Source organism: Bradyrhizobium sp. YR681 (assembly GCF_000282615.1).
GTDB lineage: Bacteria > Pseudomonadota > Alphaproteobacteria > Rhizobiales > Xanthobacteraceae > Bradyrhizobium.
This window is the reverse complement of sequence record NZ_AKIY01000211.1, coordinates 1-26306: the sequence shown is the minus strand read 5'-3', so window position 1 is coordinate 26306 and position 26306 is coordinate 1. Positions and strand designations below refer to the sequence as shown.

The 26306-nt window shown below is 64.0% G+C and carries 28 protein-coding genes and 1 tRNA gene; 24 read left to right on the top strand and 5 right to left on the bottom strand.

From position 1 onward, the window contains the following. From PMI42_RS21510 to PMI42_RS21475, 10 genes are all read left to right on the top strand, one after another. On the top strand, window positions 1-292 hold a 292-nt coding region (locus PMI42_RS21510), incomplete at its 5' end, for an isochorismatase family protein (protein ID WP_008137948.1). Next, on the top strand, window positions 289-675 hold the full coding sequence (gene rutC / locus PMI42_RS21505) for a pyrimidine utilization protein C (RefSeq protein WP_008137946.1): 387 nt from the start codon (window positions 289-291) through the stop codon (window positions 673-675). The genes PMI42_RS21510 and rutC, both read left to right, overlap by 4 nt. A 1-nt stretch (window position 676) precedes the next feature. Further along, window positions 677-1474: an ABC transporter permease gene (locus PMI42_RS21500; RefSeq protein ID WP_008137944.1), complete on the top strand. Its 798-nt coding sequence runs from the start codon at window positions 677-679 to the stop codon at window positions 1472-1474. Window positions 1475-1508: 34 nt separating this feature from the next. Beyond that, entirely contained in the window at window positions 1509-2300 is a 792-nt protein-coding gene (gene rutD / locus PMI42_RS21495) for a pyrimidine utilization protein D (protein WP_008137942.1), read from the top strand. Continuing rightward, a complete protein-coding gene (locus tag PMI42_RS21490) occupies window positions 2297-3106 on the top strand; it encodes an ABC transporter ATP-binding protein (protein WP_008137939.1) in 810 nt (269 codons plus the stop codon). Before rutD ends, PMI42_RS21490 begins: the two co-directional genes overlap by 4 nt. 109 nt (window positions 3107-3215) lie before the next feature. Next, a complete protein-coding gene (locus PMI42_RS39300) occupies window positions 3216-3488 on the top strand; it encodes a hypothetical protein (RefSeq protein ID WP_157195796.1) in 273 nt (90 codons plus the stop codon). After that, entirely contained in the window at window positions 3482-3754 is a 273-nt protein-coding gene (locus PMI42_RS21485; protein ID WP_008137936.1) for a PIN domain-containing protein, read from the top strand. Before PMI42_RS39300 ends, PMI42_RS21485 begins: the two co-directional genes overlap by 7 nt. Next, window positions 3751-3882 carry a PIN domain-containing protein gene (locus PMI42_RS40665; protein ID WP_008137935.1) on the top strand — a complete coding sequence of 44 codons (132 nt, stop codon included), beginning with the start codon at window positions 3751-3753 and terminating at the stop codon, window positions 3880-3882. The genes PMI42_RS21485 and PMI42_RS40665 overlap by 4 nt, the downstream gene beginning before the upstream one ends. Window positions 3883-4136: 254 nt before the next feature. Further along, entirely contained in the window at window positions 4137-5483 is a 1347-nt protein-coding gene (locus PMI42_RS21480) for a DUF4365 domain-containing protein (RefSeq protein ID WP_008137934.1), read from the top strand. Next, the gene (locus PMI42_RS21475; RefSeq protein WP_008137931.1) at window positions 5480-6931 is read left to right on the top strand and encodes an argonaute/piwi family protein; all 1452 of its coding nucleotides are present in this window, start codon (window positions 5480-5482) and stop codon (window positions 6929-6931) included. Before PMI42_RS21480 ends, PMI42_RS21475 begins: the two co-directional genes overlap by 4 nt. 69 nt (window positions 6932-7000) lie before the next feature. Here the strand turns inward: PMI42_RS21475 and PMI42_RS39295 are convergent, their stop codons facing one another. Continuing rightward, complete coding sequence (locus PMI42_RS39295; protein WP_157195795.1) at window positions 7001-7636, bottom strand: hypothetical protein; 636 nt, start codon at window positions 7634-7636, stop codon at window positions 7001-7003. Between the two features lie 1282 nt (window positions 7637-8918). Beyond that, a tRNA-Ser gene (locus PMI42_RS21465) sits at window positions 8919-9008 on the bottom strand. 136 nt (window positions 9009-9144) lie between these two features. Between PMI42_RS21465 and PMI42_RS21460 the strand changes: the two genes are divergently transcribed. Further along, a complete protein-coding gene (locus tag PMI42_RS21460; RefSeq protein ID WP_008137928.1) occupies window positions 9145-10008 on the top strand; it encodes an alpha/beta fold hydrolase in 864 nt (287 codons plus the stop codon). Window positions 10009-10309: 301 nt separating this feature from the next. Here PMI42_RS21460 and PMI42_RS21455 read toward each other — a convergent pair whose 3' ends face one another. Continuing rightward, window positions 10310-11437, bottom strand: coding sequence for an ROK family protein (locus PMI42_RS21455; protein WP_008137926.1), 1128 nt, complete (start codon window positions 11435-11437; stop codon window positions 10310-10312). 331 nt (window positions 11438-11768) lie between these two features. Between PMI42_RS21455 and rplU the strand changes: the two genes are divergently transcribed. The 3 genes from rplU to PMI42_RS21440 all read left to right on the top strand — a co-directional run bounded on the left by rplU (window position 11769) and on the right by PMI42_RS21440 (window position 13275). Beyond that, window positions 11769-12158: a 50S ribosomal protein L21 gene (gene rplU / locus PMI42_RS21450; protein ID WP_008137924.1), complete on the top strand. Its 390-nt coding sequence runs from the start codon at window positions 11769-11771 to the stop codon at window positions 12156-12158. 98 nt (window positions 12159-12256) lie between these two features. Next, entirely contained in the window at window positions 12257-12526 is a 270-nt protein-coding gene (rpmA, locus tag PMI42_RS21445; protein WP_008137923.1) for a 50S ribosomal protein L27, read from the top strand. A gap of 155 nt (window positions 12527-12681) precedes the next feature. Beyond that, window positions 12682-13275 (top strand): GNAT family N-acetyltransferase, encoded by a 594-nt coding sequence (locus PMI42_RS21440; protein ID WP_008137921.1) that lies wholly within the window; start codon window positions 12682-12684, stop codon window positions 13273-13275. 77 nt (window positions 13276-13352) lie between these two features. Here PMI42_RS21440 and PMI42_RS21435 read toward each other — a convergent pair whose 3' ends face one another. Then, window positions 13353-14267, bottom strand: coding sequence for a DMT family transporter (locus tag PMI42_RS21435; RefSeq protein ID WP_008137920.1), 915 nt, complete (start codon window positions 14265-14267; stop codon window positions 13353-13355). Window positions 14268-14397: 130 nt separating this feature from the next. On the opposite strand from PMI42_RS21435, the gene PMI42_RS21430 reads away from it, so the two are divergent. The 3 genes from PMI42_RS21430 (at window position 14398) to PMI42_RS21420 (ending at window position 17710) form a co-directional block, all read left to right on the top strand. Continuing rightward, on the top strand, window positions 14398-14880 hold the full coding sequence (locus PMI42_RS21430; RefSeq protein WP_008137919.1) for a MaoC family dehydratase: 483 nt from the start codon (window positions 14398-14400) through the stop codon (window positions 14878-14880). 85 nt (window positions 14881-14965) lie between these two features. Continuing rightward, complete coding sequence (gene obgE / locus PMI42_RS21425; protein ID WP_008137918.1) at window positions 14966-16006, top strand: GTPase ObgE; 1041 nt, start codon at window positions 14966-14968, stop codon at window positions 16004-16006. 69 nt (window positions 16007-16075) lie between these two features. Next, window positions 16076-17710: an alkaline phosphatase family protein gene (locus PMI42_RS21420; RefSeq protein WP_008137917.1), complete on the top strand. Its 1635-nt coding sequence runs from the start codon at window positions 16076-16078 to the stop codon at window positions 17708-17710. Window positions 17711-17824: 114 nt separating this feature from the next. Here PMI42_RS21420 and PMI42_RS21415 read toward each other — a convergent pair whose 3' ends face one another. Further along, window positions 17825-18814 (bottom strand): Bug family tripartite tricarboxylate transporter substrate binding protein, encoded by a 990-nt coding sequence (locus tag PMI42_RS21415; RefSeq protein ID WP_008137916.1) that lies wholly within the window; start codon window positions 18812-18814, stop codon window positions 17825-17827. A 190-nt stretch (window positions 18815-19004) separates the two neighbouring features. On the opposite strand from PMI42_RS21415, the gene proB reads away from it, so the two are divergent. The 7 genes from proB to PMI42_RS21380 all read left to right on the top strand — a co-directional run bounded on the left by proB (window position 19005) and on the right by PMI42_RS21380 (window position 26085). Further along, window positions 19005-20126: a glutamate 5-kinase gene (gene proB / locus PMI42_RS21410; RefSeq protein WP_008137915.1), complete on the top strand. Its 1122-nt coding sequence runs from the start codon at window positions 19005-19007 to the stop codon at window positions 20124-20126. A 137-nt stretch (window positions 20127-20263) separates the two neighbouring features. Next, complete coding sequence (locus tag PMI42_RS21405; RefSeq protein WP_008137914.1) at window positions 20264-21559, top strand: glutamate-5-semialdehyde dehydrogenase; 1296 nt, start codon at window positions 20264-20266, stop codon at window positions 21557-21559. A 24-nt stretch (window positions 21560-21583) separates the two neighbouring features. Next, window positions 21584-22228 (top strand): nicotinate-nucleotide adenylyltransferase, encoded by a 645-nt coding sequence (locus tag PMI42_RS21400; RefSeq protein WP_008137913.1) that lies wholly within the window; start codon window positions 21584-21586, stop codon window positions 22226-22228. 195 nt (window positions 22229-22423) lie between these two features. Continuing rightward, complete coding sequence (gene rsfS, locus PMI42_RS21395) at window positions 22424-22795, top strand: ribosome silencing factor (RefSeq protein WP_008137912.1); 372 nt, start codon at window positions 22424-22426, stop codon at window positions 22793-22795. Window positions 22796-22888: 93 nt separating this feature from the next. After that, window positions 22889-23371 (top strand): 23S rRNA (pseudouridine(1915)-N(3))-methyltransferase RlmH, encoded by a 483-nt coding sequence (gene rlmH, locus PMI42_RS21390; RefSeq protein ID WP_008137911.1) that lies wholly within the window; start codon window positions 22889-22891, stop codon window positions 23369-23371. Between the two features lie 33 nt (window positions 23372-23404). Beyond that, window positions 23405-24730: a murein hydrolase activator EnvC family protein gene (locus PMI42_RS21385; protein ID WP_008137910.1), complete on the top strand. Its 1326-nt coding sequence runs from the start codon at window positions 23405-23407 to the stop codon at window positions 24728-24730. Beyond that, the gene (locus tag PMI42_RS21380; RefSeq protein WP_008137909.1) at window positions 24727-26085 is read left to right on the top strand and encodes a S41 family peptidase; all 1359 of its coding nucleotides are present in this window, start codon (window positions 24727-24729) and stop codon (window positions 26083-26085) included. The genes PMI42_RS21385 and PMI42_RS21380 overlap by 4 nt, the downstream gene beginning before the upstream one ends. Window positions 26086-26306 lie beyond the last annotated feature (221 nt).

The following is a 26306-nucleotide window of genomic DNA, read 5'->3' as shown; positions in this document are numbered from 1 at the left end:
CTTCTTCAACAGCCAGTTCGACAGCATTTTGCGTGCCCGCGGCATCCGCAACCTCGTGTTCTGCGGCATCGCCACCAATGTCTGCGTGGAGTCGACGCTGCGCGACGGTTTCCACCTCGAATATTTCGGCGTGATGCTGGAGGACGCGACGCATCAGGCCGGCCCGGACTACATCCAGAAGGCGTCCGTCTTCAACATCGAGACATTCTTCGGCTGGGTCTCCAGTGCGAGCGACTTCCGCCGCGCCTTTGCCCAGACCGAAGCCCTGCCAGCAAAAGAGGACTCGCTATGACCGACCGCGCCATCATTCCGCCGGGCACCACCGCGCCCATCGCCCCGTTCTCGCCGGGGATGATGGCCGACAACGTGATCTACGTGTCGGGCACGCTGGCCTTCGATGCCAACAACGATGTCGTCCATGTCGGCGATGCCGCCGGCCAGACCCGGCACATCCTCGAAACCATCAAGCGCGTGCTGGAGACGGCGGGGTCGAGCCTTGCCGACGTCACCTTCAACTCGATCTTCGTCACCGACTGGGCCAACTACGCTGCGGTCAACAAGGTCTATGCCGAGTATTTTCCGGGCGAGAAGCCGGCGCGCTATTGCATCCAGTGTGGCCTGGTGAAGCCGGCGTGCCTGGTCGAGATCGCCTCGGTCGCGCACAAGAGGATTTGAGGTGGCCGTGCTCGATGCTGGCCAGGCCGCGGTGACCGGCGCACGGTTCAAGCTGCCGCCGGCGCTGCGCATCGCGCTGCTCCAGATCGCGCTGCTGGCCCTGCTGCTGGCGGCGTGGGAGCTTGCGATCCGCTTCGGCCTGATCGCGGTCTATCTCTACGGCCAGCCGAGCGGCATCATTGCGAAGGGCGCCAAGCTGATCGGCAGCGGCGAGCTGCTCCGCGATGCAGCCCTCACCGCATGGGAAGCCATCGCCGGCTTCCTGATCGGAACGGTGCTCGGAAGCGCGGCGGGGCTCGCGCTGTGGCTGGTGCCAACAGGCGCCGCGGTGCTGCGGCCTTATCTCGTCGCGCTCAACGGCCTGCCGAAGATCGCGCTGGCGCCGCTGATCATCGTCTGGTTCGGCATCGGCCTGTCCTCGAAGATCGCGATCGCGGCGATCATCACCTTCATCGTCGCCGTCATCACGGCGCTGCAGGGCGCCAAGGAGGTCGACGCCGACCTGGTCAAGCTGCTGCGCTCGCTCGGCGCCAGCCGCGCAAAAACCTGGCGCACCGTGATCGTGCCCGGCGCGATGCCGTGGATCGTTGCGGCGTTCCGTCTCAATGTCGGCTTCGCCCTGATCGGCGCCGTCGTCGGCGAGTACATCGCCTCCAAGGAGGGCCTCGGCTACATGATCTACTACGCCGGCGTGCTCTACGACCTCAACGCGGTCTGGGTCGGCATCGCGACGCTGATGGTGGTGGCGCTGCTGATGTATGGCGCGATCGACCTGATCGAGCGGCGCCTGCTCTCCTGATCCGAAACCGCAACACTCCAATCGCTGGGACGTCATGGCTTTTGCACGCGGCAAGGATGCCGAGATATATTACGAGGTTCACGGACGCGGCACGCCGGTTCTGCTCTCGGCCGGCATGGGCGGCAGCGGCACGTTCTGGGCGCCGCAGCTCGAGGCGCTTGCGGAGCGTCACCAGGTCATCCTCTACGATCACGTCGGCACCGGCCGCAGCGAAAGCAGCAGCCGCAGCATTGCCGGCATGGCCGACGACATCGCCTGCGTGCTCGACCATGCGAACGTCGATGCGGCGCATGTGGTGGGTCACGCCATCGGCGGCATCGTCGGCATCGAGCTTTCGTTGCGTCATCCCAAACGCCTGCGCAGCCTCACCGTGGTCAACGGCTGGGGCCGCGCCGATCCGTTCCTGCGGCGCTGCTTCGAGATTCGCAAGGCGCTGCTCAACCAGTCCGGCCCGCAGGCCTATGTGCGGGCGCAGCCGCTGTTCCTCTATCCGCCGCAATGGATCTCCGAGAACATCGCGCATCTCGACGCGGAGGAAGAAAAAATCCTGAAGCACTTCCCCTCCGTCGCGACGATGAATGAGCGTATCGACATGTTCCTGGCGTTCGAGGGCGGCCGGCGCCTCAAAGAGATCAATTTGCCGACGCTGCTGTCCTCCGCCAAGGACGACGCGCTGGTGCCGGCCTATCTCACCCGCGAGCTCGCCGCCGCGATCCCCGATTCGCGCGTGCATGAGGTCGATTGGGGCGCGCACGCCTTCAGCGTGGTCACGCCAAAAATCTTCAACGACACGCTGCTCGGCTTCCTGGGGGAGGTGGACCGATGAACGCGCTCGCGCAGAACCTCGCTGAGACCGCACCGATCGTGCTGCGCGCCGAGAATGTCGGCGTCACCTTCGATGACGAGGGCCACTCCGTCGAGGCGATCCGCAAAGTCGATTTCGAGCTGCGCCGCGGCGAGACGCTGGCGATCGTCGGCCCCTCCGGCTGCGGCAAGTCCACCCTGTTCAACGCCATTGCCGGCCTGCTGCGGCCGACCCGCGGCCATGTCGAGGTGGCGGGGCGCCGCGTCGACGATGCCGCCGGCCATGTCGGCTACATGCTGCAGAAGGATCTGCTGCTGCCGTGGCGCAGCGTGCTCGACAACGTCATGCTCGGCCTCGAGGTTCGCAAGACGCCGAAGCCGCGTGCCCGTGAGATCGCGCTGGAGCTGATCCGGACGTACGGCCTCGCCGGCTTCGAGCACGCCAGGCCGGCGGCGCTCTCCGGCGGCATGCGCCAGCGCGTCGCCATCATGCGCACGCTCGCCTTCGACCCCGAGGTGATCCTGCTCGACGAGCCGTTCTCGGCGCTCGACTTCCAGACCCGCCTGCTGATGCAGGCCGACGTCTCCCGCATCATCGCCGAGCGCGGCAAGAGCGCCATCCTCGTCACCCACGACATCGGCGAAGCCATCGCCATGGCCGACCGCGTGCTGGTGCTGAGCGCGCGGCCGGCGACGGTGCGCGCGTGGCACTTGATCGATCTGCCGCGCGCGGGGCGTGATCCGGCAAGCTTGCGGACCGACGCGGCGTTCCAGGAGTATTTTGCGAGGATCTGGGCTGATCTGGAGAAGCCGGTGGGGGTGGCGTGAGGGACTGATGGTGCTCCAACAACCGAGATTTCGAAAACAACCCCATGCACAGTAGGCGGCGGCCGCAGAATCAATGACTTACGTCGGGGCGACGCGCACGGAGTGATCGTTGGTCGCGTCGGTGCTGGAGCGCGCTATTGCCGACGCTGCTGCCTGGCTTCCAGACGCCCTTTGGCGGTCCGCAGCGATAAGCGGCGATCGTAGCCTCGGCAAGTCGGATGATGTCACTCGTCGTTTGACTCGTCGGGCAAAACAGTGGCATTATGCCAAAATTCCGAAATACCTTCTCACGCTCGATCCGACAGCCCGTGTCGCCGCCGGCCGCGTTCGGATAAACAAATTCCTGGAAAACTACGTCACTCCCGTAGGCAACAGATGCTGACGCATCAGACGAAGACGCGCGCGTTGCGACGTCCACGTCTCCGCTGGTATGCGTCAATTGCCGATGCGGATATCTTCCTGAGCACGCTCGTGCTTGGTGAGATACGAAAGGACATCGAGCTCGCTCGCGCGCGGAATGCGGGCAATGCGGCGGCGCTCGAACGCTGGCTGCGAGACGTCGAAGCCGCATTCGATGGACGCGTGCTCGGCATCGACAATTCCGTGTCCAGTGGGGGCGCATCAGCGCCATCAGGCCCGTCCCGGTGATCGATGGCCTGCTCGCGGCGACCGCGTTGACGCATGACCCGACGCTGGTGACGCGCAACGACCGCGACGTTGCCGGGCTGGGTGCGAAGGTGCTGAATCCGTTCAGGGGAGGCGGAGACGAGCATTGATCGTGGTGTCGGTGTATTTCGAATGACGTCGCGCGTCATTTGACCCGTCGGGCAAAACAGGGGCATGATGCCCTCATTGCAGTGCGTGTGACCGGCAAGGCTTTTGTCAGAGTTTCGGAACAAACGCAATTCGCCACCTTCCCCAGCAGCGTGATCCAAAGAACCAGCCGAAAGCCTGAACGGTCTCGACCCACGTGCGGTGCTCCTAAGTCGAGCGAGAAGGAACCGTGCAGGCCTCGGGACGGAGATGAAGCTTGAAGAAGATCGGACGCAGCGACATCATCGGACAGAGAGGCATGTCCCTCATCGAGGGAGTCGTGCTTTCGATGGGGTTCATGTTCTACCCGACAGGCGGCGTCGAAGCCGGCATCGATGGCTTCATCGAATTGCGCGACAGCGAAACGGGCGAAGTCGGCAATCTGCTCCTGCAGGTACAAGGAAAAGCAACGGAACGCCAACGACTGCAGGGCGACACGGGCGACACGTTCGAATTTCCGTGCTCAGACGCAGACATTGCATATTGGACACAAGGCACGGCTCCGGTCCTCCTGATCGTCGTTGCCCTGAACGAGAGCAAGGCCTACTGGAAATCGCTCAAGGAGTGGGTCGCCGACCCCGAGCGACTGAAGTCCCGAAAGGTCGTGTTCGACAAGGCCAAGGACGAATTCACGCGCGCCTCGAAGGCCGCTCTGTTTTCGGTCGCGACAGCGGTCAAGCCGGGCGCATCGGGACCAAGCGTGCGGAAGCGCGAACAGCTCCTGGCGAACCTTCTGGAAGTGAACTTCGCCTCAAGGCTCTTTTGGGCTCCGACCCGAGAAGCGAACGACAAGGCTTTCGGAACGGCGCTCAGAGAACTCGATAAGAACGCCGGCGGAGAGTGGATCGTGCGCTCCAAGTCGGTGCTGTCGTTCCATCCCTTGGACGAATGGCCCTGGAAGAAGCTCTGCGAATGGGAGGCAATGGAGGAATTTGACGTCAAAGAGTGGTCGGAGAGCGATAACGAGGACCGACAGCGCGACTTCGTAGCCCTTCTCAACAGGGCGATCGGCGAGTTCGTCAGACCGCAGCTCTATCACGACCGAGATTCGGGTGTCTTCTATTTCCGCAAGCCGCGCGACAGGGACAATCTGAACTTCGCGTATCGCAGCTTGCAGAACACCACGACGCGCCGCGTCGTCGGCCGCTACGGAAAGAAGAAGAAGGATCCCACGCAGGCAGCCTATTGGCGGCATTCCGGCTTCATGCACCGCTTCATCAGATTGGGTGGGAAATGGTTCGCCGAGCTTACGCCGACCTATCACTTCACCTACAACGGCCAGGATGCCGACGCTTTCGCCGGAGAGCGGCTGAAGAAAATCAAGGAAATCGAAAACAATGCCGCCGTGATGGGGCAATTCGTCATGTGGCGCGACTTTCTCGCCACGCATCGCACCGGGGACCTGCTGACGCAGCGATATCCCTTCCTTTCCTTCGGCGCGGCGGCCCCGCTGGAGCTTGATATTGGCGTCCCGGACGAACTCTGGAAGTCGCAGGAGTCGGACCCATCCTCCCCGCTGTTCGAATACGCGCTGGCCGGCGAGACGGTGGAGGACGTTTCGTGAAACTGACTCACTTGGAAGAACCAAAGCTCGAATTCGGAGGAGCCTTCCGACATCCCGACATCCGCTTCGGGATAATGGACTACGGTCCGTTCGACGTGGGGATGGAGGGCGCGCCAAAACGAATCAAACTCGGAATTGTCGGCAGCGCGGAAACCGTGGAAGGCACGGCGAAACTGATCGAGCGTTTCGCGACCGGATTTCCGGCGAAGCAAAGCCGCCAGCCGAATCTATTCCCACCCTTTCCTGGCGTCGATTTCGACAGTACGTTCCGATGCGAGTTCATCACTTCGAACGAGCTGCAGCGCGTGATGCCGCCGCGCGAAATCGCCAAGCTTGTCGCAATTCCCGGGCAACGGGAGGTCACCCAGGCGATTGTCGAAGCAATCTCGAACGAGATCGGCGTCCTGTCCGAGCGCATGGTGAAGCCCGATGTCGTTCTAGTGGCGCTCCCCGTCGAAATCATCGAACGCACATACAACGCGCGCGAAGTCGCCGGAAACGAAGACGAGGACGAGACGGCAGCAGGACCGGCTCTGGACTTTCGCGGAATGCTCAAAGCTGCCTGCATGCGATTGCGGCTGCCGATCCAACTGCTCTGGCCAACGACCTTCGACCCAACATATAGGATTCCAAGGAAGCTCAAGGAGAGCAGCGAGAGGCGCACCCAGGATCCGGCCACTATCGCCTGGAATCTGCTAACGGCCACATATTACAAAGCCGGTGGTCTACCGTGGCGCCTCGCGCGCGACGCGCGACAGCTCCGTACCTCGTTCGTCGGACTGAGCTTCTACAAATCGGTGGACGGAGATCACGTTCACACAAGCACGGCGCAGATGTTCGACGAGCGCGGCGAGGGTTTGATCCTCCGCGGGGGTCGAATGGTGGAGAGCGAAGAAGACCGCAAGCCGCACCTGACGGACACCGACGCATATGAACTGCTACGAAATTCGCTCAAGGTGTTCAGGGATCAACACGGGCATTGGCCGGCCCGGGTTGTGTTGCACAAGACCTCTCGTTTTGATCAGAACGAACTGAACGGCTTTCATAAGGCGATCGACGAACGCGACATCGACTATGCGGACTTCGTTTGGGTCCAGAAATCGATGACCCGACTCTACCGGCTCGGCATCTACCCGCCGCTGCGAGGCACGCTGCTCCGCTTCGACAAGGATCAGGCACTTCTCTACACGCGGGGTAGCGTCGAATTCTTCCGCACATACCCCGGGATGTACGTGCCGCGTCCTCTGATGCTGCGATGCCAAGCCCTAGGCCAGCCGCTTCAGCATGTGGCAGAAGAGATGCTCGCGCTCACAAAAATGAATTGGAACAACACGCAATTCGACAATGGACTGCCGATAACTATCGCAGCGGCAAGGCACGTAGGGGAGGTGTTGAAGTACGTTCCGGAGGGTCAGGAGATCGCTCCAAGATACAGCTTCTATATGTGACGAGAGAGGTTCCGCCGCTCCGGGCCTGTGCCGTGCGCGCAGCAAGTGCGCGCCCTTCCAACATCTCGGTCATACGCGTGGCATCAGACCCGCCATAATCGACTCGCAACGAAGGAATGCTTCAGCACCCACGGCTCGCGCCGTCTGCTGCCTGACTTTCTCCGCGCGCTGCCTGGACGGATCCGAGGCGCCGCCTTCAAGCCAGAACATGGTGTCGATGAGCCTAGCGGCCCGTTCGGCGTGCAGACCGCACCCCTCGAACACCTCCGCGACTAAGGCGTGAAGAGGAAGAGCGAAAGTTCGGTAGCTCGCGGCGGCAATCATAAAATTCCATTCGCCGGGGTCGGAAGGCTGTCCGCCGAAATCGTCGATCATCGCATCGAACCTGACCGTGAGCCCGTTGCGGCACACGGCGGCGAGGACCCGAGAATCGTAGATGAAGCCGTGCAAAGGGAATCGATACCATAAAAATTTCGACCTTCCGCTGATCGACCTAAGAGTGCGGTCGCCCGCCGCGAACCCTGAGGCAATCCCTTTCGCAAGACTCCTGACTGACCGCACGAATCCATCGCAACGCCGTTCGGCTCCTCCTTCAGCGAGGGCCTCGCTTTCGATCATGCCAACCAAGGCCTGTCGACGATCCTTCGGAAAATGACGCGCCACCCGGTAATGGACCCCGGCCTGAGCGATACCTTCGCCGGTCACACGCGGTACCATCCGGGCAAAGATCTACCGCTCCTTGCGCTCCCAAGCTTCAAAATGATGCAGCGCCGCCATCGTCCAGCGATGCCGATCCATCAGGAAGTGAGAGTCCGTGGCAATACTCCGCGTCCTCCATCTCTGGTCGGCCAGACCGGCTCAAGCTCAAACCAATTTCGCCTCGAGGGACCCGTCGATAGAGGTCGATAAGCTGGGTCAACAAGCCCAATACTTGCTCGACGGAGCGTTGCCGACAAGGACGTAAAACGTCCACAGCAAATCTCGGTACGCTCTACTAAAGATCGGCATCAGACGAATCATAGTCAGAAGGCATTCCACATGATTCAGCTCTGATGTTCCGTATCCAAAACTGATTTGTCCAGAAACGAGAGGTCGATGCGACCCAGTTCAGCACTATAAATCCTGCACAAGGTGAGCAGAACGATCTGCAACGAGGTATCCAAGAAAAGATGGGCTCCGTCCCTTTGCACGCTTAGGCCAGGAACGTCCCATCGACCTTGCCCCCAGCCGGCGCCTGGCACATCGAATGCAAATGCAGGCACGTCACGATCAATACCGGGCTCAAACCGGAAGGCTCCGATGCTACCCGCGTGCTTGGTGCCGTTACAAACTCCTTGAACCACTTCGAATGCTGGCGTGCAGACCTTACGAAGGCTTTCACACACTTTGCCCTTGTCGAGGCCGACCTCAACCGCAATGTAATCAATAAGGCAGTAGTCACGATGCTCGCGATATAGACGCGTCTTCGACTACCGCGATCCGCCAACGCTTCCTTGACGGTCGGAACAACTATCTCCGAAGCAAAAGATCGAACGTGCACGATGCTTCCTCCTTCCGATTCTTGAGGCACGTTGCTGCCTCTTTTCACAAATTCGCTTCCGCCAACTGTTAACATGCGCTTCCGTGATTCATTGGCCCTCCGGCGGAATCCGATCGCCACAGATCGAACAGTCTTTGTGCGGCTCAGTGCGCGGGATCACCCTGGTGTGTCCACAGCTTGGACAGATCGAAGCCTTCATGCCCGGCGGCACCAAAATTGGCTTCGGCTTGAGCATAGGCGGCCAACCTTTATAGGTGCCTGGTACGAATCGGACTTGCCATTGGCCATCGTCGCTCTTGCGGACAGCGTATCCGTTGTCGCGTAGCGAATCCTTGTTCGCGTGCCAGATGGCCCAGAACCCTGGTTTGACAGGGCCCCACTTGGCATGGCGCGGTGCCCACCTTGGCTTCGACATCGGCCCTCGACGGATCAACGATATGCCCAGTCTGGCGGAGAGGGAGGGATTCGAACCCCCGATAGGCTTGCACCTATGCCGCATTTCGAGTGCGGTGCATTCAACCACTCTGCCACCTCTCCTGAAGGCGCCATATGTAGGAGCTGGGCCCCTGTGGTTGGGGGCGTTAATAGGCGAGGATGGCGGGCCAGACAAGGCGCGAAAGGGGAAAATCCGCCACCTCTTTCAGCCCCGCACCAGCTTTCGCAAGGAACCGCCATGGAGCACCTGACGATCCCGGCCAATGGCGCCGATGTCCACCTGGTCCGTGCTGGCCAAGGCAAACCGCTGCTTTTGCTGCATGGCTGGCCGGAATTCTGGCTGACCTGGGAGCCGGTGATATCCAGGCTAGCCGACCGGTTCATGCTTGTCGCGCCCGATCTGCGCGGCTTCGGCGACAGCGACAAGCCGGACGGGCCTTTTGGGGCGGACGGCCATGCCGCCGACATGCTGGCGCTGATGGACGGGCTCGGCATCGACCGATTCGGGGTGGTCGGCCATGATGTCGGCGGCGCCGTGATGCAGCCGCTGGCCCGGCAGGCGCCAGAGCGGGTGGCCGGGCTGTTCTTGTTCGATTTCGTCTATCCCGGGATCGGGCCACGCATGGCGGCGCCCGATCGGCTCAACCACATCTGGTACCAGTCCTTCCATCAGATGGAGATGGCGGGCGCGCTCGTCGGCGCCAGCCGCGAGAGCTGCCGGCTCTATGTCAGCCATTTCCTCAAGGGCTGGGCGCATCGCAAGGACGCCTTCGACGACGTGCTCGACGCCTTCGTCGACAATTTCTCTAGGGAAGGCAATCTCGCGGGCGGCTTTGCGTATTATCGCGCGGCGCATGCCGGTCGTATCGCGATGATGAAGGGCGAGGCGCCGCCACTTCCGCCGATCGATGTGCCGACCTGCGTGCGCTGGGCCGAGCACGATCCGCTGTTTCCCTATGCCTGGACTGATCGACTGGGCGAGACGTTCAGCAATGTCGATGTTGCGATGTTTCCCGGCGTCGGACACTTCCCGCATCGGGAAGATCCTGATCGCGCGGCCGCGGAGATCGCTGCGTTCTTTCAGCGGATCGGCTGGAGCTGAGCTCCCCCAATAGCCAAGTCTATCGCATATCAAGAGAAACGTGGCGGGACGCTTGCTTGCGGCCATCCTTCGAGACGCCCGCCTGCGGCGGGCCCTCAGGATGAGGTCGCGTTTTGCGGCGAGATTCCGGACAAAACAGGGGTGGGACCGCCAGACGCGGTAAACACTGGCGGTCCCGTGCCGCTCATTGAAACACTGGCCAGGAAGGGCGGCTTCGCTGGCCAGGTGAGGCGACGATTCGACCGTAGCGTGTGCCCTGTGCACCGCAACGCAATCCGTCCCTTAACCTAACCAGTCAAGGTTACTCCTTGTCAGATTTGGCCTTTTTCTTCCCGTTCTCCGTGGAATCCCGGTCTTTGCCGTTGTCCTTGCGGCGGTTGGTGAAGCGGGCATTGCCGAGGCCGGTGCCGATGGTGAGCACGCCCCAGCGGTCGACGTCCTGCATGAACGGCACCTCGGAGAGGCCCTGAACCACGCCGTCATTGTGCATCAGGATCGCGGTGTCGTGCTCGCCGATCTCGGGGATGCCCTCGATCAGGCTCGCCGGCAGGTTGAACTTGCTGCTCTCCCAATTGCCCGGCAAGTTCTGCGCGCCCTTCTCGATCGAGCCGTCGGCGTTGATCACGCCAGGACAGGCGATGCCGATGAAGGGCGCGAGCTTGTAGCCGTCCTTCTCGGCCTCGGTGATCAGCCCCTTCAGCATCTTGGTCAGCCGCTTCACCGCGCCTTCGCGGGTCGGCTCGTCGTCGGCGTGGCGCCACAGTTCGGATGTCACCACCTTGGCCTTCGACAGGTCTTTCGCCTTCTTCCAGCCGGTCTCCACCAGGCCGCAGCGGATGTTGGTGCCGCCGATGTCGACCGCGAGGATGCTGTCATGCGCCTCGAAGATCCAGGACGGCGCCAGGTGCAGCGTGCCGATCAGCCCGGCCTCATCAGGATGGGCGCGGATCGGCACCAGGTCGATCTTGAAATCCTCGGCCTTGAGGATGATCTCGGTGCGCGCGATCGCGAGCTCGCCGAGCCGGCTGTCGCGAAAACCGCCGCCGACCACGATGCGCTCGGTCTTGGCCCAGGCCTTGGTCTTGAGGAAGCGGCGGGTGACATAGGCGAGCTCCTGGGCAAAATCCTCGATGGCGCTGTGCACCACCGCCCAGGCCTCGGTGTCGTCGCCGACCAGGATGGCGTCCAGCGTCTTCTTGCTGATCTCCTCCGACGCCTCCTTGCCGAACGGGTCCTCGCCGGACTTGCGCAGCGGCTTGCGCCAGCGCTCGAGGATCGCGCGGAACGCGCCCTTGCTGGCGCGGTCGCCGAGGAAGCCGTCCTCGTCCTTGATCTCGATGTTGAAGCTGTCGACGTCGACCGACGGCAGCCGCCCGGCGCCGTGGGCGGCGATGCCCGTCGTCGTCTTCACCAGTTCGTCTGTTGCCATGAAAGTGCCCTTGCCCGCTCGCGAAATCCGCAAGACAACCGCCCGGGAACCCGTTGGTTGCAAAGCCGAACGAGATTCGCCCGGAGGCCGGGAGCCGGGCCAAATCCTTCAAATCCGGGCCTTTTTGGGCAGTTTTCCTTGACTTGCGGCGTCCGGCGGCTATAAGTCCCACAACCGGCGCGGGGCGTTTCTCGCGCCGCTTGTTTTTGCGTGGGTTTTCAAAGGGATAACTCCCGCCCGCACAAAACTCGCAAGTAACCCATAGCGACTGACAAAAAGCCGGCCCCCGACGATTCGTCGCGAGGCCGGGATTGAACACGGAGAAAAAACGATGTTCGCAGTCATCAAAACCGGCGGCAAGCAATACCGCGTCGTGCCGGATGATGTTCTCGAAGTAGGCAAGATCGAAGGCGAAGTCGGCTCGATCCTGCAGCTGAATGAAGTTCTGGTGCTCGGCGGTGACACGCCGGTCCTGGGCGTTCCGACGGTCGCCGGCGCGTCCGTTGCGGTCGAGGTGCTCGACCACAAGCGCGGGCCGAAGGTCATCGCCTTCAAGAAGCGCCGCCGCAAGAATTCGCGCCGCAAGCGCGGCTACCGCGACGAGATCACGGTGCTCCGCATCTCCGAGATCCTGACGGACGGCGCCAAGCCCACCAAGGGCCCGCGTCCGAAGCGGGAGAAGGTGGTGAAGGAAGCCGACAAGGACGCCGACGCCGCATAAAGTCGATCACGCCAATTCACGAATTGATGCGTGTGAGATTTTGAAATGATTCCGTCAAGGAATTGACCTAGAACTACGCAGGATTTCGGAGACGAGCCATGGCTCACAAAAAAGCAGGCGGTTCATCGCGCAACGGTCGCGATTCCAAGGGTAAGCGCCTCGGTATCAAGGCGTTCGGCGGGGAAGTTGTGATTCCCGGCAACATCATTGCGCGTCAGCGCGGCACCACCTGGCACCCCGGCCTCAATGTCGGCATGGGTACGGACCACACTCTGTTCGCCAAGATCGAGGGTCGTGTCACGTTCCAGGCCAAAGCCAACGGCCGCACCTTCGTATCGGTGCTCCCGCTCGCAGAGGCGGCTGAATAGACGGCGGATCAAATTCGGAGTCCGCCGGGTCCTTGACCGAACCGGCGGAGTCCTTCAGATCGAAAGATCGACGGCTCCAGGGGAGGCAGGGAAACCGGCCTCCCCTTTCGTTTGACTTGTTCACTTTTGACTTAGTGACTTTGACGGAGCCGGACATGTTGCAGGATTTCTCGAGCGTGACCTTGGCCGAGGCGAGACCCAGCGTCGTCGCCACCGAACGGCTGACCTTGCGGCGGCCAACCCTCGCCGACGTCAGGACCATCGCCCTTCTCGCCAACGACCGCCGCGTCGCCGAAAACACCCGCCGCCTCCCGCATCCCTATTCGCAGGACGACGCCGTCGCATTCATCCGCGCCACCGCCGCGCTCGGAGCTGAGACCGTGTTCCTGATCGAGCACGACAGCGGGCCGGTCGGCATGGTCGGGATCGACCGCTCCACGCCCGGCAATGCCGAGCTCGGCTACTGGCTCGGCGTCGCGCATTGGGGCCGGGGTTATGCGACCGAGGCCGCGCGCGGCGCGATCGACTTCTTCTTCGAGGAGTTCGAGGACGACCACCTCTACGCCGGCGCGCGCGTCACCAACCCGGCCTCGCGCAACGTGCTGGAGAAATGCGGCTTCCAGTGGAGCGGCGTGCAGCTGCACCGCTTCCTGGCGCTGGGCTCGTCGACACCGGTGGATTGCTTCCGCCTGACGCGCGGGGTGTGGTCGTCGCTGAAGAGCTGGAGCAGTGCGAGGCGCGTGAGGTAGGGCGCAGGCGCTGCTGCATTCTCCGCTGTCGTCCCGGGGCGCGACGAAGTCGCGAGCCCGGGACGACGAGGGAGCCTTCACGCCGGCGGATTCACGTCCACGCTGGGGCGCCCCAAATCGCGCTCCCGCAAGTAGATGTAGAACCCGGCGCCGATGATGATCGCTGCGCCGACGATCGTTGCAATCGACGGGACGTCGCCGAACACGACGAAGCCGAAGATCACGGCCCAGACGATCATCGAATACTGGTACGGCACCACGACGCTGGCCGGCGCAAGCTTGAGCGAGCGGTTGACGCAGAACAGCGCCGTCACCGAAATCAGCCCGGCCAGGACGAAGATCACGAGGCTGCTAGGCGTCGGCGGCACCCAGTGAAAGGCCGACAGCACCGCGCCCAGCGAGAACGTGCCGATGAATTGCGAGGACGCCATCACGATGTCGGGCGTCTTGCGCAGGCTGCGCGTGATCAGCATCAGGACCGCGAAGGAAAGACTGCCGCCGAGCGCGATCAGCGCCGGCAGGCTGACCGTCTGCGCCGACGGCCGCAGCGCGATCAGCACGCCGCAGAAGCCGATCAGGATCGCGGTCCAGCGCCGCCAGCCGACCTTCTCGCGCAGGAAGATCGCCGACATCGCGGTGACGAAGATGGGGCCGGCGAGGTAATAGGTGATGACGTCGGCGAGCGGCAGATAGACCGTCGCGATGAAGAAGGCGGCGACCTCCAGCGTCGACAGCACGACGCGGACGAGCTGCAACCACGGCCGCTCGAGGCGCACGAAATCCTGGCGATGCCGCCAGATCATCGGCGACAGCAGCAGCAGCGCCGCGCAGGCGCGCAGGAACAGCAGTTGCCCCACCGAATAGGTCCCGACCAGGAACTTGCCCATGGCGTCGCCGAACGAGAACATGAAGATCGACAGCACCATCAGCCCGATGCCGGCCAGGCGCGCGGAGCGATCGTCATAGGCGGAGAGATTCTTGAAGAGGGGCATTGGCGCGTTTTAATCGCGTGGGCGCGCCGGACAACCCCGTCAACGCCAAATTGAACGCATTGTCGCACTCTTCGCGCCGCGGTAGCGATAGGCGCCGCACCAACAAAAGAGCCAGGAAAGGAGCCAAGCCATGACCGACTTCGATCCAGCCCAGCACCGCATGATCCCCGCGCAACGCTGGTTTGAGGATTTCGTCGTGGGCGAACGCTTCGTGCTGCCGAGCCGGACCCAGACCAGCGCGGTGTTCGCGGCATTCCAGACCGCGAGCGGCGACACCCATCCGGTGCATTACGACGTGGAATATTGCCGCAGCCGCGGCATGCCGCATCTGCTGGCGCACGGATTCCAGACCCTGATCCACACCGCGCCCGGCGCCGGCCTGTTTCCGTTCATGGTCGAGGAGTCCCTGGTCGGCTTCCTCGAGCAATCGAGCCGGTTCCTCAAGCCCGTGTTCGCCGACGACACCATCTATCCCGCGCTCGAGGTCACCGAGCTCGTGCCCGGCCGCACCACCGGCGCGGTGACGCTCAAAAGCACCATATTCAACCAGCGCAAGGAGCTGGTGCTGGAGGGCATGCAGAAATTCCTGATCCGGCGCCGCCCGACGGGTTAAGCAAGGGCCGAAATTCGCAGGATTTCGGCCGATTTGTGGGTAAGTCCGGGTTGCCGCGGGGGACCGGCTGGCCTACCTATGGCCCATGAAATTCCTCGACGAAGCAAAGGTCTATATCCGCTCCGGTGACGGCGGAAACGGCTGCGTGGCGTTCCGCCGCGAAAAATTCATTGAATTCGGCGGTCCCTCCGGCGGCAATGGCGGCCGCGGCGGCAACGTGATCATCGAGGTCGCCGACGGCCTCAACACGCTGATCGACTACCGCTACCAGCAGCACTTCAAGGCCCAGAAGGGCGAGAACGGCTCGGGTTCGGACCGTCACGGCGCCAACGGCAAGAACATCGTGCTGAAGGTCCCCGTCGGCACGCAGATCTTCGACGAAGACCGCGAGACGCTGATCCACGACTTCACTGACGTCGGCGAGAAGTTCGTGCTGGCCGAGGGCGGCAATGGCGGCTTCGGCAACGCGCATTTCAAGACCTCGACCAACCGCGCGCCGCGCAACGCCAATCCCGGCCAGACCGGCGAGGAGCGCTGGATCTGGCTGCGGCTGAAGCTGATCGCCGATGCCGGCCTCGTCGGCATGCCCAATGCCGGCAAGTCGACCTTCCTGTCCAAGGTCAGCGCCGCCCGGCCGAAGATCGCCGACTATCCCTTCACCACGCTGCATCCGCAGCTCGGCGTCGTGAACGCCGGTGGCCGCGAGTTCGTGCTGGCCGACATTCCCGGCCTGATCGAAGGCGCGCATGAAGGCACCGGCCTCGGCGACCGCTTCCTCGGCCATGTCGAGCGCTGCCGCGTGCTGCTGCATCTGATCGACGCCACCTGCGAGCACGCCGGCAAGGCCTACAAGACTGTGCGCAAGGAGCTCGACGCCTATGGCGGGCTGCTCACCGACAAGATCGAGATCGTCGCGCTGAACAAGATCGACGCGGTCGATCCGGACGAGTTGAAGAAGCAGAAGGACCGGCTCAAGCGCGCGGCCAAGAAGACGCCGCTGCTGCTGTCGGGCATCACCGGCGAGGGCGTGAAAGAAGCGCTGCGCGCGCTGGTGGACGTGATCGGCGAGGCCCCGGTGTCCAGCAAGGCCAAGAGCACGGCTGAAGCGGAGCCGTGGTCGGCCTGATCGGCTCCGCTTGTCTTCGCTAGCGCAATAGCGCAGCATCGAACAATCAAGAAACGGCAGGGATGACGCATGGCGCGCGCGAAGAACGTTCTCTGGATCATGTGCGACCAGCTTCGCTACGACTATCTCGGCTGCACCGGCCATCCCACGCTGAAGACACCGAACATCGATGCGATGGCCAGGCGCGGCGTGCTGTTCTCCAAAGCCTACGTGCAGTCGCCGATCTGCGGGCCCTCGCGGATGTCGTTCTACACCGGACGCTACATGCGCTCGCACGGCTCGCACTGGAACGGCTGGCCGCTGCGCGTCGGCGAGCCCACGCTCGGCGATCACCTCAAGAAGATCGGCGTGCGCAACGTGCTGGTCGGCAAGACCCACATGGCGCCTGACATCGAAGGCATGAAGGCGCTCGGCATCCCGCCGGAGTCGATGATCGGCGTGCATGTCGCCGAATGCGGCTTCGAGCCCTATGAGCGCGACGACGGCCTGCATCCGACCGGACGGCCGCGCCCGAAATACGACGAGTATCTGCGCAGCCAAGGTTTTGAGGCCACCAATCCCTGGGAGCACTGGGCCAATTCCGGCGCAGCGGACGACGGCAGCTTGCAGAACGGCTGGCTGCTGGTGCACGCCGACAAGGCCGCGCGGGTGCCGGACGAGCATTCCGAGACGCCCTACATGACGCGGCGCGCGATGGATTTCATCGGCGAAGCCGAGACCGACGGAAGGCCATGGTGCCTGCATCTGTCCTACATCAAGCCGCACTGGCCCTATATCGCGCCAGAACCCTACGCCAGCATGTATTCGACCAACGACATGATCCCGGCGATCCGCTCCGAGCGCGAGCGGCAGAATCCGCACCCCGTCTTCGGCGCTTACATGGACATGCGCTACTCCCGCAACATGGCGCGCGACGATGCGCGGGAGAAGGTGATCCCGACCTATATGGGCCTGATCACCCAGATCGACGACCAGATGGGCGTGCTGATGAAGTTTCTGGAGGCGCGCGGCCTGCTGGACACCACCATGATCGTGTTCACCTCCGATCACGGCGATTATCTCGGCGATCACTGGATGGGCGAGAAGGACCTGTTCCACGAGCAGTCGGCCAAGATTCCGTTGATCGTGATCGATCCGTCGCAGGAGGCTGATGCCACGCGCGGCACGCGCAGCGATGCGCTGGTCGAGGGCATCGACCTCGCGCCGACCTTCGTCGATTATTTCGGCGGCAAGGTGCCCGGCCACATCCTCGAAGGACGCTCGCTGCTGCCGCTGCTGCGCGGACCGACGCCGCCGGACTGGCGCAAGGTCGCGTTCTCCGAATACGACTACGCCATGCAGGATGTGCGGCTGAAGCTGAACCAGCCGATCGAGCGCTGCCGCCTGTTCATGGTGTTCGACGGCCGCTGGAAATACATCCACGCCTCCGGCTTCCGGCCGATGCTGTACGACCTCGAAACCGACCCGGACGAGTTTCTGGATCGTGGCGACGATCCCGAATGCGCCGGCATCATCGCACGTCTCCAGGCCGAGCTGTTCGACTGGGCGCTGCATCCGAACGACCACATCACCACACCGCGCGAGAAGATCGCGAACTATGCGGACAACCAGCTCCAGGTGAAGGGCGGAATCCTGATCGGTGTCTGGGACGAGAAGGAGCTGGCGTCGATCAAGGACGGCATCGAACAGCGCGCGAAGATGTAGAATTCCGTCCCCTCCCCGACATTGCGAGCGCAGCGAAGCAATCCAGAATCTCTCCGCGGAGGGATCCTGGATTGCTTCGTCGCTACGCTCCTCGCAATGACGGGCGGAGAGACCTCAATTCTCGATCTTGTACCCCGTCGCCTTCACGATCGGCTGCCAGAATGCCGTGTTCGCAGCCAACTCCTTGGCAAGCCCATCCGCATTGCTGCCGACCGGGATCAACCCGATAGCGGTGAGCTTCTCCTTCACCTCGGGCTTGGCAAGCGCGGCACTCGCGGCGGCGCCGAGCTTGCTCGCAAATTCCGGCGGGCTGCCGGCGGGAAGCCACATGCCGTACCAGGCGTCCGCAACGAGATCGATGCCGCTCTCCTTCAACGTCGGGACCTCGGGTGCGAAGGGCGAACGTTCCGCGCTCGACGCCGCGATGATCTTCACGCCCTTGGCGCGGTGCTGCGGCAGCGCATCCGCCAACGTCACGATGCCGAACGACAGATGGCCGCCGATGAGGTCGTTGAGGATCGGCGCGCTGCCGCGATAGGGCACGCGGGTCAGGGGAATGCCGAGATCCTTCTCGAGCTTCGAGCCCATGAAATGCGGAATGGTGCCGTTGCTCGGCACCCCGAACGACGTCTTGTCCGGATGCGCCTTCAGCCACGCCACGAATGACTTGAAATCCGCGGCATCGATCGCCGGGCCGACCACGACGGCGAATTCGAACCGCGCCAGCAGCGACACCGGCATGAAATCCTTCGCCGTATCGAAGCTTGGCGCCGTCTCGACCATCGGCAGCAGGTACATGGTCGGGCCCGTCGTCACCAGCACCATGCTGCCGTCGGGGCTCGCACCCTTCACCGCCTTGATGCCGATCAGTCCGTCGCCACCGGTGCGGTTCTCGACCACGATGGTCCGTTGCAGTGCCGGCGCCATCTCCTGCGCGATCAGACGGCACAGCGTGTCGCCGCCGGCGCCCGCGGCAAACGGGAAGATCATTTTTGTCAGCCCCGCCTGCGCTTGCACCCCTCCCGCCTGCGCCAGCAGCGGCAGCCCAAGACCTGCCCCAAGTCCTGCCCCAAGACATCCGGCTATGAAATTGCGGCGATCCATTCGTTTCCTCGTTGCCCATTATTGTTGGCGCCAATTAGAGCCAGGCTGACGCCTGACACAAGGCCGACATTGGCGCCGTTTCCCATCCCTGCCGCCTTGCGCCGGCCATCGTCCTGCTGCAAAAGCAGGCCCTATCGGCGCCGCCTGTCGTCGCTCCGCCGTCTTCAGAGCAATTCCGTCCCGTAGCGCCATGGCCAGCCCCGAACTCAGTCAATTCCGCCGCATCGTCGTCAAGGTCGGCTCCGCGCTGCTGGTCGATTCCGACAAGGGCGAGGTGCGGGCGTCCTGGCTGGCCGCGCTCGCCGACGACATGGCCAAGCTGCACAAGGAAGGCCGCGACGTGCTCGTCGTCTCCTCGGGCTCGATCGCGCTCGGTCGCAGCCGGCTCAAGCTGCCGCGCGGCCCGCTGAAGCTGGAGGAGAGCCAGGCCGCCGCTGCCGTCGGACAGATCGCGCTGGCGCGAATCTGGTCCGAGGTATTAGGGGCCCACGGCATCGACTCCGGCCAGATCCTGGTCACGCCGGGGGATACCGAGGAGCGCCGCCGCTACCTCAATGCGCGCTCCACCATCGGCAAGCTCCTGGAGTGGCGTGCGATCCCCGTGATCAACGAGAACGACACGGTCGCGACCACCGAGATCCGCTACGGCGACAATGACCGCCTCGCCGCGCGCGTCGCCACCATGGCGAGCGCCGATCTCTTGGTGCTGCTGTCCGACATCGACGGGCTCTACGACGCCCCGCCCAAGAACAACCCGAACGCCAAGCTCATTCCCGTCGTCGACAGCATCTCCTCGGAGATCGAGGCGGTGGCGGGAGATGCCGAGTCCGAGCTGTCGCGCGGCGGCATGCGTACCAAGGTCGAGGCTGCCAAGATCGCGACGACAGGCGGCACGCACATGCTGATCGCCTCCGGCAAGATCGAGCATCCCTTGCAGGCGATCGCCAATGGCGGCCGCTGCACCTGGTTCCTGACTCCGGCCAACCCGATCACTTCGCGCAAACGCTGGATCGCGGGGACGCTGGAGCCGAAGGGCACGCTGACCATCGACGCCGGCGCGGTGACGGCGCTGCGTGCCGGCGCCAGCCTGCTGCCGGCCGGCGTGATCAAGGTCGAGGGCCAGTTCGCCCGCGGCGATGCGGTGATCGTGCGCGGCCCCGACACCAGCGAGATCGGCCGCGGCCTGATTGCCTATGACGCCGATGACGCCGAGCGCATCAAGGGCCGCTCCTCCCCTGACGTGATGGCCATCCTCGGCATCAGCGGCCGTGCCGAAATGATCCACCGCGACGATCTCGTGGTGGGCGGGTAGGGGCCGCCGCGGCCCCATTTTACGGGCCCAATGACCTAGCCTGCACGCGGCCGGGAGACCTGCCATACCCTCCCCGCCCTTCGCAAAAGCGGGATTTCCGTGCTAGGACACTGCCTTAGCAGAAGGTTGAACTCCCCATGGCCGCCCCCCTCAAAGCCGTTGACGGCAATGCCGATCTCCAGGCGCTGATGTCCGATCTCGCCACCCGTGCCCGCGCTGCCGCGCGCGTGCTGGCGCTGGCGCCGCCGGAGCAGAAGAACCGGGCGCTGGAGGCCATGGAGCGGGCGATCCGCGCGAACTCTGCGGCGATCCTCGCCGCCAATGCCGAGGACGTCGCCGAGGCGCGCACGTCCAGCAACATGACCGCGTCCTTCATCGACCGCCTGACGCTGACCCCGGCGCGGGTCGAGTCGATGGCCGAGGGCATTGGCATCGTGCGCGGCATTGCCGATCCCGTCGGCATCGTCACCGAGAGCTGGCAGCGGCCGAACGGGATGACCATCGAACGCGTGCGCGTGCCGCTCGGCGTCGTCGGCGTGATCTTCGAGAGCCGCCCCAATGTCGCGGCCGATGCCGGCGTGCTGTGCCTGAAGTCAGGCAATGCCGTGATCCTGCGCGGCGGCTCCGACAGTTTCCGCTCCTGCCGCGCCATCCATGAATGCCTGGTGCAGGGTCTGCGCGAAGCGGGCCTGCCCGAAGCGGCGATCACGCTGGTGCCGACGCGCGACCGCGCGGCGGTCGGCATGATGCTGTCAGGGTTGAACGGCGCCATCGACGTCATCGTGCCGCGCGGCGGCAAGAGCCTCGTCGCGCGCGTCGAGCAGGAGGCACGCGTGCCCGTGTTCGCGCATCTCGAAGGCGTCAACCACGTCTATGTCGATGCCAGTGCCGACCTCGCCATGGCGAAGTCGATCGTGCTCAACGCAAAGATGCGCCGGACCGGCGTCTGCGGCGCAGCCGAGACACTGCTGGTCGACCGCGCCGCTGCTGGAAAGAACCTGAAGCCGCTGGTCGAGATGCTGATCGAGGCCGGCTGTGAAGTGCGCGGCGACGACGCCGTGCAGAAGACGGATACGCGCGTCAAGCCCGCGAGCGAGGACGATTGGGACACCGAATATCTCGACGCGATCATCGCGGCAAAAGTGGTCGACGGCGTCGACGGCGCGATCGCGCATATCCAGAATCACGGCTCGCATCACACCGATGCGATCGTGAGCGCGGATGAAGCGATTGCGAGGAAATTCCTGAGCGAGGTCGATTCCGCGATCGTGCTGCACAACGCCTCGACGCAGTTCGCCGACGGCGGCGAGTTCGGCTTCGGTGCCGAGATCGGCATCGCCACCGGACGCTTCCACGCGCGCGGACCGGTCGGCGCCGAGCAGCTGACGAGCTTCAAATATCGCGTTCACGGCACAGGGCAGACGCGGCCGTAAGCAACGTCGCGAGGCGCGGGGGCATTGAGCAACAATTTCGTGGTGCCGCGTTTCCTGGCGCAAGCAGTCCCGCCCTCGACCCCGGGCATGCGCGTCGGCCTGCTCGGCGGCTCGTTCAATCCGCCGCATCAGGCTCATCGCGCGATCAGCCGGTTCGCGCTGACGCGATTGCAGCTCGATCGCGTCTGGTGGCTGGTGACGCCGGGCAATCCGCTCAAGGAGAACGGCAATCTGCATGAGCTCGGCGAGCGCATGCAGGCCGCGCGCGACGTCGCCGACGATCCCAGGATCGAGGTGAGCTGTCTCGAATCCGTCATTCGCACCCGCTACACTATCGACACGATCAACACCTTGCGCCGCCGCTTCCGTGGCCTGCGCTTTGTCTGGATCATGGGCGCCGATAACCTCGCTCAATTCCACCGTTGGCAGGACTGGCGACGCATCGCCGGCCAGGTGCCGATTGCGGTCATCGATCGCCCGCCGCAGAGTTTTCGCGCCCTCGCCTCGCCCGCCGCCAAGGCGCTGGCGCGCTATCGCCTGCCCGAGAATAAGGCAGCCCTGCTTGCGGACCAGCCGGCACCGGCCTGGGTCTTCCTGACCGGATTGAAGCTGAACCTCTCCTCGACCGGCCTGCGGAACCCGGACGGAAGCTGGAAAGGTACGAAGTGAGTCAGACTGTACCGTGGGGGCTCTCTGGCATATTGAAACCCTTAACCCCACATGATGTAGTGTAGCCAGTGAGCGCTGGATTCGGCGTTCGCGATACAGTGAAAGGAATGGTCCCTGACCACATCTGTATTGTCCAAGTCTGTTTTACCCAAGGTTGCCAAGCCGACGCGTAAAACATCGACCCAAGCTGCGGCCTTGAAGGCGCAACCCGACGCCGACAAGACGCTGAGCCTGATCCTCTCCCGCCTCGACGACATGAAGGCGGAAGAGACGGTCACCATCGACCTTCGCGGCAAATCGGCCTACTCCGACTACATGATCGTCACCACCGGCCGGGTGAACCGGCACGTTGGCGCGATCGCGGAGAACGTCGCCAAGGGCCTCAAGGAAAACGGCATCAAGAACATCCACGTCGAGGGCTTGCCCAATTGCGACTGGGTGCTGATCGATTCCGGCGATGTGATCGTGCACGTGTTCCGGCCCGAGGTCCGTGAGTTCTACAACCTCGAGCGGTTGTACACGCAGGGCCCAGGGGCGGCGAAAGCGGTCGCGGCGAAGGCGATCTAGGCGAGAGGCCGATTTCAAATCGGCTGACGCGCATGCTAGCGTCGTGCGCGCGCAACCTGCGCGCGGCCTCGAAAACACGACCCTGAAAACATCATGCGCGTTGCTGTCATTGCGGTGGGCCGGCTGAAGCAGGGCCCCGAACGGGAGCTTGCCGACCGCTATTTCGAGCGGTTCGACGAGGCCGGCCGCAAGCTCGGATTCCGCGAGCTCAGCGTGCACGAGATTCCCGAAAGCCGCGCGCGCGACACCGCGACGCGGATGGCCGAGGAGGCCGCGGCGATCTCCGCGCATATCCCTGAAAAATCCATCCTGGTGGCGCTGGACGAGCGCGGCCAGAATCTCGATTCCACCGTATTCGCACGGCATCTCGGGCGCTGGCGCGACGAGGGGGCCGGTCATACTATCTTCGTGATCGGAGGGGCGGACGGACTTTCGCCCGAATTGCGCCGTAAGGCCAAGCTCGCGATCGCGTTCGGCTCTGCGACCTGGCCGCATCAAATGGTCCGCGTCATGCTTCTGGAACAGCTATATCGGGCCGCCACCATTCTGGCCGGCCATCCCTATCATCGCGCATGATGCGCGCCACAACGAGCACCTTTGCCTAAAGCGATGCGAGCGCCTGTCCTCACCCTGCTGCTGATCGCTGGCCTCTCCGGCGCAAGCCTCGCGCAAGCTCCGGCGCCGCAGACCGCGGCCGTCTCGCCCGACGCGATCAAGCAGCGCGAGCAGGAGCTGGAAGCTGCGCGCGCGAGCAAGAAGAGCGCCGAGGAAGCGCAGACCAAGCTCAAGGCCGAGATCACCTCGCTCGGTCAGGACCGCACCCAGCTCAATCAGCAATTGATCGACACCGCCGCCAATGTCCGCACCGTCGAGACCAAGATCAACGACGCGGAAGCGCGGCTGAAGACGCTGAACGGCCGCGAGCAGCAGATGCGCACCTCGCTCGATTCGCGCCGCGCCGACATCGTCGAGGTGCTGGCGGCCTTGCAGCGCGCCGGCCGGCGCACGCCTCCGGCGCTGCTGGTGCGCCCCGAAGATGCGCTGCAATCGCTGCGCACGGCGATGCTGCTCGGCGCCGTCGTGCCCGAGCTGCGCGGCCGCGCGGAAAAGATCGCAAGCGAGCTCGGCGAGCTCGTGGCCTTGCGCAAGGACATCGCCGCCGAACGCGACCAGCTCGCCGCCGACCGCGACAAGGTCCGCAACGACCAGACCCGGCTCACGGCCCTGGTCGAGGAGCGGCAGCGCCAGCAGGCATCGCGCGAAAAGGATCTCGACGCCGAGAACGCGCGCGCCATCGCACTCTCACGGCAGGTCGGCGATCTCCAGGGGCTGATCACCAAGATGGAGCAGGACCTGCAAAGCGCCGCCAGGGCCGCCGAGAAGGCGGCCGAGGCTGCGAGGCAGGCCGAGGCCAAGGCAGCTGCAAACGCGGCCGCCAGCGCCAAGCCCGGTCCGGGCGCTTTCAAGGACCGCTCCCGGACCACCCCGGCCATCGCCTTCGCGTCAGCCAAGGGCCTCCTGCCTCTCCCGGTTAACGGTAACAAGATCAGGGACTTTGGCGGTTCCGACGGCGTCGGCGGGGTCCAGAAGGGCATTTCGCTGGCAAGCAAGCCCGGCGCCCAGGTCACGACGCCGTGTGATGGCTGGGTGGTCTATTCCGGCCCGTTCCGCAGCTATGGACAACTCTTGATCCTCAATGCCGGTGGCGGGTATCATGTCCTGATCGCCGGGATGGAGCGCATTTCGGTCAACATCGGTCAGTTTGTGCTCACGGGGGAGCCGGTCGCGACCATGGGGTCGACATCTCAAGTCGCCTCCATTCTCGCCACGAACGCGAGTCAACCTGTGCTGTATGTCGAGTTCCGTAAGGACGGCACTCCAATCGATCCAGGCCCATGGTGGGCCGCAAATGAAGGCGAGAAGGTTCGCGGATGATGCGCAAGACTTCAGTTATCCTCCTCAGCGCGGCCACCGGTGCTGCGCTGACGCTGTTCGTGACCCAGCCGCGCGCGGTCTTCATGGGCTCCAGCGCGCGAGCCGCGACCGCTGACACCTATCGCCAGCTCAATCTGTTCGGCGACGTGTTCGAGCGCGTGCGCTCGGACTATGTCGAGAAGCCCGACGACACCAAGCTGATCGAATCCGCCATCAGCGGCATGCTCACCGGCCTCGACCCGCATTCGAGCTACATGGACGCCAAGAGCTTCCGCGACATGCAGGTGCAGACCCGCGGCGAGTTCGGCGGCCTCGGCATCGAGGTCACGATGGAAGACGGCCTGATCAAGGTGGTCTCCCCGATCGACGACACCCCGGCCTCGCGCGCCGGCATCATGGCCAACGACATCATCACCAATCTCGACGACGAAGCGGTGCAGGGCCTGACCCTGAACCAGGCGGTCGAGAAGATGCGCGGCCCCGTCAACACCAAGATCAAGCTCAAGATCATCCGCAAGGGCCAGGACAATCCGCTCGACGTCACGCTCGTGCGCGACAACATCCGCGTCCGCTCGGTGCGCGCCCGGATCGAGGCCGACGACATCGCCTATATCCGCATCACCACCTTCAACGAGCAGACCACCGAAGGTCTGAAGCGCGAGGTCGCCAACCTCTCGAATCAGATCGGCGACAAGCTGAAGGGCTACATCATCGACCTCCGCAACAACCCGGGCGGCCTGCTCGAGGAAGCGGTCACCGTCTCCGACTCGTTCCTGGAGAAGGGCGAGATCGTCTCGACCCGCGGCCGCAACGCCGAGGAGACCCAGCGCCGCACCGCGCATGCGGGCGACCTCACCAAGGGCAAGCCGGTCATCGTGCTGGTCAATGGCGGCTCGGCCTCGGCGTCGGAAATCGTCGCCGGCGCGCTGCAGGACCACAAGCGCGCGACCATCGTCGGCACGCGCTCGTTCGGCAAGGGCTCGGTGCAGACCATCATCCCGCTCGGAAGCGGCAACGGCGCGCTGCGTCTGACCACGGCGCGCTACTACACGCCGTCGGGCAAGTCGATCCAGGCCAAGGGCATCGTGCCCGACATCGAAGTGCTCCAGGACGTGCCCGACGAGCTGAAGTCGCGCACCGACACCAAGGGCGAGGCTTCGCTGCGCGGCCATCTCAAGAACGACGGCGACGAGAAGACCGGCTCGCAGTCCTACGTCCCGCCGGACGCCAAGGACGACAAGGCGCTCAAGCTTGCCGACGATCTGCTCCACGGCATCAAGAACAGCGCCTCCGCGGCGCCCACGCCGGGCAACGACAACAAGGCGACGACCGACAAGCCCAAAGCGGCGAACTAAGTCGGCACACCCCGCGATCTCACGAAAAGGGCGGCTCCCGGAGCCGCCCTTTTTGCTTGGAACCCTGACATCCCCGGCCTCTCCCGGCCTGCCGCCGCTTGACCCCGGCGTGGTATCGTCGGTGGAGTGATTCGGGATCGCGCATGACTGAAACGGCCGATGATCTGAGCGCCCCGCTCGGACAGGACAAGCCGCGTCGCAAACGCCGGCTGCGGCTGGCG